Annotated in this window: 6 protein-coding genes and 2 pseudogenes; 5 read left to right on the top strand and 3 right to left on the bottom strand. The window is 72.2% G+C overall.

The features are described 5' to 3' along the window. The 3 genes and pseudogenes from HF577_RS35965 to HF577_RS35955 form a co-directional block, all read left to right on the top strand. A pseudogene (locus tag HF577_RS35965) lies at positions 1-229 on the top strand (glucose-1-phosphate cytidylyltransferase); the annotation flags it as partial. Between the two features lie 4 nt (positions 230-233). Next, on the top strand, positions 234-905 hold the full coding sequence (locus tag HF577_RS35960) for a PIG-L deacetylase family protein (RefSeq protein WP_169400468.1): 672 nt from the start codon (positions 234-236) through the stop codon (positions 903-905). 38 nt (positions 906-943) lie between these two features. After that, positions 944-1,969 (top strand): NAD-dependent epimerase/dehydratase family protein, encoded by a 1,026-nt coding sequence (locus tag HF577_RS35955; protein WP_169400467.1) that lies wholly within the window; start codon positions 944-946, stop codon positions 1,967-1,969. 192 nt (positions 1,970-2,161) lie between these two features. Here the strand turns inward: HF577_RS35955 and HF577_RS35950 are convergent, their stop codons facing one another. Next, positions 2,162-2,887 (bottom strand): hypothetical protein, encoded by a 726-nt coding sequence (locus HF577_RS35950; RefSeq protein ID WP_169400466.1) that lies wholly within the window; start codon positions 2,885-2,887, stop codon positions 2,162-2,164. A 151-nt stretch (positions 2,888-3,038) separates the two neighbouring features. Here HF577_RS35950 and HF577_RS35945 point away from each other — a divergent pair, with 151 nt between their 5' ends. Beyond that, the gene (locus tag HF577_RS35945) at positions 3,039-3,311 is read left to right on the top strand and encodes a DUF2277 domain-containing protein (protein WP_169400465.1); all 273 of its coding nucleotides are present in this window, start codon (positions 3,039-3,041) and stop codon (positions 3,309-3,311) included. A gap of 99 nt (positions 3,312-3,410) precedes the next feature. Here HF577_RS35945 and HF577_RS35940 read toward each other — a convergent pair whose 3' ends face one another. Then, entirely contained in the window at positions 3,411-4,295 is an 885-nt protein-coding gene (locus tag HF577_RS35940; protein ID WP_169400464.1) for a phytanoyl-CoA dioxygenase family protein, read from the bottom strand. Between the two features lie 137 nt (positions 4,296-4,432). After that, positions 4,433-5,692, bottom strand: a complete 1,260-nt coding sequence (locus tag HF577_RS35935) for a PQQ-dependent sugar dehydrogenase (RefSeq protein ID WP_246267922.1) — start codon at positions 5,690-5,692, stop codon at positions 4,433-4,435. A gap of 123 nt (positions 5,693-5,815) precedes the next feature. On the opposite strand from HF577_RS35935, the pseudogene HF577_RS35930 reads away from it, so the two are divergent. Next, positions 5,816-7,463: pseudogene (locus HF577_RS35930) on the top strand (PD40 domain-containing protein); the annotation flags it as partial.

Here is a 7,463-nt window from a genome sequence, read left to right as displayed (position 1 = left end):
GGATCTGATCGAGGACGGGTGTGCGGTGCTGGCGAAGGAGGGCCGGATGATGGCGTTCCGGCATCGGGGGTTCTGGCAGCCGGCCGACACGGTCAAGGAGCGCACCGCGCTGGAGGCCGCCTACCAGAGCGGCACCCGCCCCTGGATGCTCTGGGAAGGCCCGGCCGCTGACCGCGACCCCCTGCAGGCAGCCATCGCGGCGATGAACGACGCCAACATCGAGCGATGAGATCGTGCTGAGCCTGCTGCCGGAACGCATCGACCGGATCCTGCTGCTCGGCGCCCATTGCGATGACATCGCGATCGGCGCAGGCGGGTCCCTCATCGAGCTCTGTCGCGCGCATCCCGGAGTGAGCGTCTCCGCGCTGGTGCTCACCGGCGGCGGCTCGCTGCGGGAGGAGGAGGAACGCGCCGCGCTGGCCGCGTTCTGCCCGGGTGCCCAGCTGGAGGTCGCCGTCCTCGACCTGCCCGACGGGCGCGTCCCCACGCGGTGGGAGCGCGCCAAGCTCGCCGTCGAGGAGCTGCGCACCCTCGGTGAGCCGGACATCATCTTCGCGCCGTCGCCGCACGACGCCCACCAGGACCACCGGACGCTCGCGAAGCTCGTGCCCACGGTCTTCCGCGACAACCTCACGCTGGGCTACGAGATCCTCAAGTGGGAGAGCGACCTCGCGCAGCCCACCGTGTACCTGCCGCTGGCCGAGCCGGTGCTGCGCGAGAAGGTCGCCAAGCTGCACGAGCACTACGGGTCGCAGCGCGACCGCAGCTGGTTCGACGCCGAGACGTTCGGCGGCCTGGCCCGCATCCGCGGTGTGCAGTGCCATGCGCGGTACGCCGAGGCGTTCCACACGTCGAAGCTCGTGCTCGGAGTCGCTCCCCTCACCGGGCTCGACCCGGTGGACTAGGTCCCACCCCGCCAGACGAACCACTTGAAGGGATCCCCGTGCGAGTTCTGCTGACCGGTCACCAGGGCTACCTGGGCACCGTGATGGCCCCGATCCTCACCGCGGCAGGCCACGAGGTGACCGGGCTCGACAGCGGCCTGTTCGCCGACTGCGTGCTCGGCTCGCTCGACACCCCGGACGTGCCCGGCCTCAGCACCGACCTGCGGGACGTCACCGTCGACCAGCTGCAGGGCTTCGACGCCGTCGTCCACATGGCGGCTCTCTCCAACGACCCCCTGGGTTCGCTCGCCCCCGAGATCACCTACGACATCAACCACCACGCGTCCACCCGCCTCGCGCGGCTGGCCAAGGAGGCGGGCGTCGCCCGCTTCGCCTACGCCTCCACCTGCTCCGTGTACGGCGCGCAGTCCGGCGACAACCTCGTCGACGAGGACGCGCCGCTCAAGCCCGTCACCCCGTACGCGATCTCCAAGGTGCGCGTCGAGGACGACCTGGCCGAGCTCGCCGACAGCGACTTCGTGCCGTTCTCGCTGCGCAACGCCACCGCGTTCGGGTTCTCGCCGCGGCTGCGTGCCGACATCGTGCTCAACAACCTCGTCGGCCGGGCCATCCTCACCGGCAAGGTCACCGTGCTCTCCGACGGCACGCCGTGGCGTCCGCTGGCACACGCCGAGGACATCGCCGGCGCCGTCGTGGCCGGGCTCGCGGCGCCAGCCGACGTCGTCCGGGCGCGGGCGTTCAACGTGGGTACCGAGAAGAACAACCGCACCGTCGCCGAGATCGCCCAGGCCGTGGTGGAGGCCGTGCCGGGAGCCGAGCTGGAGATCACCGGCGAGGCCGGCAACGACCCGCGGTCCTACCGCGTGGACTTCTCCCGGGCGCGCAAGGAGCTCGAGTTCGAGGCTGCGTGGAGCATCCCGGACGGCACGGAGCAGCTCGCGAAGGAGTACCGCGCCCGCGGCCTCACGCAGGACGCGTTCGACAACGAGTTCACGCGCCTGGCAGTCCTGAACCGCCGCCAGAAGGCAGGGGAACTGGACGAAAGCATGCGGGTACAGGCCTGACGAGGTGACTGTGGAGCCGTAGTGCTGTCAGGGGCCCTGCTCCGACAGCACTACGGCTCCGAACTGCTCATGCGGGGAGGGCTTCCCGCACTGTTCTCAGTAGTCGTCTTCTGTCTCTTAGGAGCGGCGCCGTCACGAAGACCACGTCCCAGCCCACCGCGTGCACACGGTTGAGACGGTCACGGTCACGGTTCAGCGCCCAGGCCTCGCCGTCCCTCCAGTCGCCGTCGTACTCGAATTGGCGATCTTGTGCTCCGGGAGCGCGAGATCCACGCGCGCGATGCGGCCGCCGGCGTCCCGGATCCAGTACTGCGGCACCGGGGCCAGGCCGTCGAGCACGAGGTGGACGCGGAGCTTCGACTCCGGCAGCGACTCCGCGCGCGGATCAGCCAGGTCGACGGCACGGCGTGCCGCCACGATGCCGTTGTCCGACCGCTGCGCCACCAGGCCGGTGACGGCCGAACGCTCGACGAGGCCGGCCCGCAGCACGGCGTCCAGGTCGGCGACGGCGTCGGGCAGGTCCCGGCCCAGAAGCAGGTCGAGCGCCAGTCGCATCGGGGTGGCGAGCCGGCCGCCGGCCCATGGCTCCCAGTCGACGGGCTCGATCGCGGTGCGCCGGACATCGAACCCACCGCGATGCCCGAGCCGCATCTCCGGTGGCGCGAGCACCTGCACGTCGTCCTCCGGCCAGCACAGCGGCACGCCCCTGACGGTGGCCGCCGAGCGACCGGTGATCACCGCCCCGGCCGGCAGAGCGAGCGCGCTCGCCCGGCACCGCAGCTCGTGCGTGATCTGCCCGGCCGAGGTCGTGTAGACGTCGCGGCAGAGCCGCCGTACCGACGGCCCGCGCAGCTGCGCCCGGGTGAGGGCGCCACACGCGACGGCCTCGGATCTACGGAAGACAGAAGGAAGCACCATGAGCGCACGCTGACGCAAAAGCCGCGGTCGAGCGAATGCCCATCCACAGGCCCCCACAGCCCTGAGCAGTTCGGAGCCGTAGTGCTGCTGGAGACCCCTCCGCAGCAGCATTCAGGCTCCGAAGCGCGGCGGCCTGGGGAAGGATGGGGGCATGTGTCGGAATATTCGGACCCTGCACAACTTCGAGCCGCCTGCCACGCGGGATGAGGTGCACGGCGCGGCTCTCCAGTACGTGCGCAAGATCAGTGGCAGCGCCACGCCCTCGCAGGCCAACGCGGAGGCGTTCGCCAGGGCCGTCGAGGCGGTCACCGCTGCCACGCACCGGCTGCTCGACGAACTGGTGACCGCGGCGCCGCCGAAGAACCGTGAGGTGGAGGCGGCGAAGGCCCGCGAGCGGGCCGCCGCGCGCTACGCCACCGGCTGAGGCCCGCGCACCGGGCCACCAGCGCTGCGCGACCGGTGGGGGTCGGCGGCCGCCACCGCGCGCTCGCCCCAGGGCGGCAGCGCGCGGCGGCGGGTGGTGCTACTGCGCGGCCGCCACGGCGTCGGCGAACTCGTCGGCCTTGAGGGGGGCGAGGTCGGAGACGCGGAGGAAGTCGCCGAGGGTGGTGCCGGTGGCACCGCTGTCGACGTTGCGGGGGCCGCGGCCGGCGCGGACGTCGTCGATGTTGATGGTGCGCAGGTCGTAGGAGAAGCGGGTGACGCCCGAGAGGTTGGGCGCCGACGCGTGGAGGTGGTTCGAGGAGAACATCATCACGTCCCCGGCGCCACCGGCGATGCGGATCTCGCCGCGGGAGTCGATCTCCTCGAGCGGGAGCGGGTGGGGGCGGTCGTCGGTGGTGGTCTTCTCGGCGGCGGCGTGCCGGTGCTTGGCCACCCACTCGTCGTAGTCGTACTGGTTGGACCCGTTCTTGACGGGCTTGTCGAAGAAGTCGGTGTACATGCTCATGACGTTGTCACCGACGACGGGGAAAACTGGCACCCAGTAGTTGACCAGTTGCTGCGGGTGGCCGTACCACATGTCGCGGTGCGCCTTGTAGTTGTAGCTGACGCCGGCGGTGAGGTAGTTCTCGGCGGGAATCACGCGCAGCCGGGGGATATCGAAATAGGTGCGGTCGGGGTCGACCCCGAAGTCGACGGCGAACTGCTGGCACAGTTCTTTGGTGCGCTGTCCGTTGGTGAACTCGGACTTGAGCGGGCCGACCCGGGTGATGAACTCGTCGACACCCATCTCGAACTGGGCACGCTCGGGGTCGAGGTCGCCGAAGGTCTCGGCGATGAGGTTCTCCGCGTGCTTCACCAATGCAGCCGCGCCGGGCAGGCCGGTGTAGAGGTAGAAATCGCCGGAGAACAGCGATTCACGTCGGCGGTCGTCGGCGATCTGTCGGTTCAGGTAGAGCGTGATCACGCAATTCCTCACTTCTCCGGTCGATTGCCCTGCAACTTCGCGTATGGAGGTTACCGCACCAGCCGGACGACCAGCCCTACGAGGGAACATAGTAGGTCACAGCACTAACAATGGTAGTAGTTGCCGACCGGAAACGGTCAGACGGGATCTATCCGGAGCACGCGGTCGTCCGAGCCGTTGGACGTGGACACCAGCAGCGCGCCGTCCGGGGCGAGGCGCACGGCGCGGAGCCGCCCGTACGCGCCGTCGAGCGGGGGCGGGACCGTCACCTCGGTCACCGACCCGTCCGACCCCACCCGCATGAGCAGGAGCTTCTCCCCGCGCAGCGCGCCCACCGCGAGTGCGCCGTCGAGATCACCCCACTGCGGCCCGGAGAGGAACGCCGCGCCGGACACCGCTTCCACGGGGCTGCCGGAGCTCCAGGCGGCGGGCACCGCGTCGGGGAAGCGCTTGAGGTCGGTCATCGGCACCGACTCGTCGTACCCGCCGACGGTGCCGCCCTGGGAGGGGTCCCAGCCGTAGTTGGCGCCCGGCCGCAGGAGGTTGACCTCGTCGTCGGTGGTGGGGCCGTGCTCGGCGGAGTACGCCCAGCCGGTGCTCGGCGAGACGGCCACGCCCTGGACGTTGCGGTGCCCGTAGCTCAGGACGAGCCGCTGCGCGGGGTTGCCGGCGTCGGCGAAGGGGTTGCCCGGGGCCGGCCCGCCGGTGGCGAGGTCGATGCGGAGCACCTTGCCACCCAGCGACGTGAGGTCCTGGGGGATGGTGCCGCGCGCGGTGTCGCCGGTGCCCACGAGCAGCGCGCCGTCCGCGCCGACCGTCGGCCGGCAGCCCGAGTGACGGCCGGACTGGTTGATCGGCATGCCTCCGACCAGCGGGTCCGCCACCCGCGACGCCGAGATGCCGTCGGTGGAGAGCTGCCAGGTGACCAGCCGGACGTCGGTCGGCGTGCTGCCCTGCATGTGGGTCTGGCACGTGGTGAACCGGCGGGTCTGGGCGAAGTCGGGGTGCACGACCATGCCCATCATGCCGCCCTCGCCGCGGACGAACACGTCGGAGACGTCGGCGGTCACCCGCGTGACCGTGGCTCCGGGCCGGGCGCTCGACAGCAGCGCGATCCGGCCGTCGCGCTGGGTGACCAGCACACGCCCGTCGGGGAGGACCCCCACGTCCCACACGTGCGACAGGCCCCCCGCGACCTCACTCACCTGCAACTGCGGGGTGCCGGTGCGGGCGGGGCCGACCGGGGCGGCCGCCGGTGGGCTCGGGGCGCCGCCCTCCACGGAGCCGGCCTCCGGTGCCGTGCATCCGGCCAGCCCGAGCATCGCGGCCGCGGTGGCGGCAACGGCGTATCGGATGGTCGTGGTCCGCCCGGTCGGTCGTGCCGTGCACCCCAGCATGAGCGGCATCCTGCCGCCGTCCGGGTGAGAGTGGCGTGTGCAACGCCCAAAGACGCAGGAAGACTCACTATTCGGACGATCTACGGGGTCCCTGCGCCGTCGGTGATCGCTACGGTCTCGACCATGCCCCGCAGTTACCTCCGCTTTCCGCACCTGCATGCCGACACCCTCGTGTTCGTGGCCGAGAACGACGTCTGGACCGCGCCGGTGTCCGGGGGGAGGGCCTACCGGCTCACGGCGGACGACGTACCGGTCGCCACACCTCGCCTCTCCCCGGACGGCACGCGGGTCGCGTGGACGTCGTGGCGCGACGGCGCTCCCGAGGTGTTCGTCAGCGACCTCGACGGCGGGGGTGGGCGCCGGCTGACCTACTGGGCCGACCCGCGGGCCCAGACGATCGGGTGGACGCCCGCGGGCGAGGTGCTCGCGGTGAGCACGGTGGGGCAGGCGTCGCCGCGCCGCGGGTGGGCCTACGCGATCCCGGCGACGGGCGGCACGCCGCGCAGGCTGGACCTCGGACCGGTCTCCGACGTCGCGCTGGCCGTGGACGACAGCCCGGCGGTGGTCGTCACCAGCGTCATGTCGCGGGAGGCGGCCTGGTGGAAGCGGTACCGGGGCGGCACGGCGGGCAAGCTCTGGTGGGACCCGACCGGGTCCGGCGAGTTCGTGCGGCTCGCCGGTGACCTCGACGGCCAGCTCGCGTCGCCGATGCTCGTCGGCACCGGGGACGGCCTGCGCATCGGCTTCATCTCCGACCACGAGGGCTGGGGCAACATCTACTCGCTCGGGGCCGACGGCACCGGGCTGCGGCGCCACACCGACCACGGTGGTCCCGGCGCGCCCGCCTTCTACGTCCGGCACGCGAGCACCGACGGCGAGCGGGTGGTGTACGAGTCGGCGGGTGAGCTGTGGATCCTCGACTCGCTCGACGGTTCCGCCACCCCCCGGCGGCTCGACGTCCGGCTCGGCGGCCCGCGCACGGCCCGCGACCCGTTCCGCGTGCGCACGGCCGACGAGCTGGCCTGGGCCGCGCCCGACCGCACCGGGCGCACGAGCATCGCGCTGGTGCGCGGCACCGTCCACCGGCTCACCCACCGCGACGGGCCGGCGCGCACGCTGCTCGCCCAGCCGGGCGCCCGGGCCCGGCTGGCCCGCCCGCTGGGCGAGGACCGGGTGGTCTGGGTGGACGACGTCGAGGGGGAGGACGCGGTCTGCGTGGCCCCGCTGGACGAGCGGGCCGACGGCGCGCAGCCGCTGCGCCGCCACGGCGTGGGGGAGGTGGGCCGCGTGCTGGAACTGGCCGCCGCCCCCGACGGGTCGAAGGTGGCCCTGTCCGCGCACGACGGCCGGCTGCTGGTGCTCGAGCTCGCCGGGGACCGCGCGGGGGAGCTCCGCGAGCTGGCGCGTGGCGCCGACGGTGAGATCAGCGACCTCTGCTGGTCGCCCGACAGCGCGTGGCTGGCCTACTGCGACCCCGTGGAGTCCGGCCTCACGCGGATCATGATGGCCCGGCTCGCGGACGACACGCTGGTGGCCGTCACCGAGCCGCGCTTCGCCGACACCGATCCCACGTTCACCTCGGACGGCAAGTACCTGGCCTTCCTGTCCCGCCGCACCTTCGACCCGATCTACGACGAGCACTCCTTCGACCTCACCTTCGCGGCGTCGTGGCGACCGTTCGTGGTGCCCCTGGCCGCCCGCACGCCCTCGCCGTTCGGGGCGAGCCCGGACGGGCGTCCCGTCTCGCCGAAGGAGAAGGGCCCCGAGGACC

The sequence above is a fragment of the Pseudonocardia xinjiangensis genome, from assembly GCF_012911925.1.
GTDB classification, from domain to species: domain Bacteria; phylum Actinomycetota; class Actinomycetes; order Mycobacteriales; family Pseudonocardiaceae; genus Pseudonocardia; species Pseudonocardia xinjiangensis.
This window is presented reverse-complemented; position numbering and strand designations above follow the sequence as displayed.

Excerpts from the sequence above, each read along its gene's own strand:
- HF577_RS35950 (WP_169400466.1), bottom strand. The coding sequence starts at position 2,887 with ATGGTGCTTCCTTCTGTCTTCCGTAGATCCGAGGCCGTCGCGTGTGGC.
- HF577_RS35945 (WP_169400465.1), top strand. The coding sequence starts at position 3,039 with ATGTGTCGGAATATTCGGACCCTGCACAACTTCGAGCCGCCTGCCACG.
- HF577_RS35935 (WP_246267922.1), bottom strand. The coding sequence starts at position 5,692 with ATGCTGGGGTGCACGGCACGACCGACCGGGCGGACCACGACCATCCGA.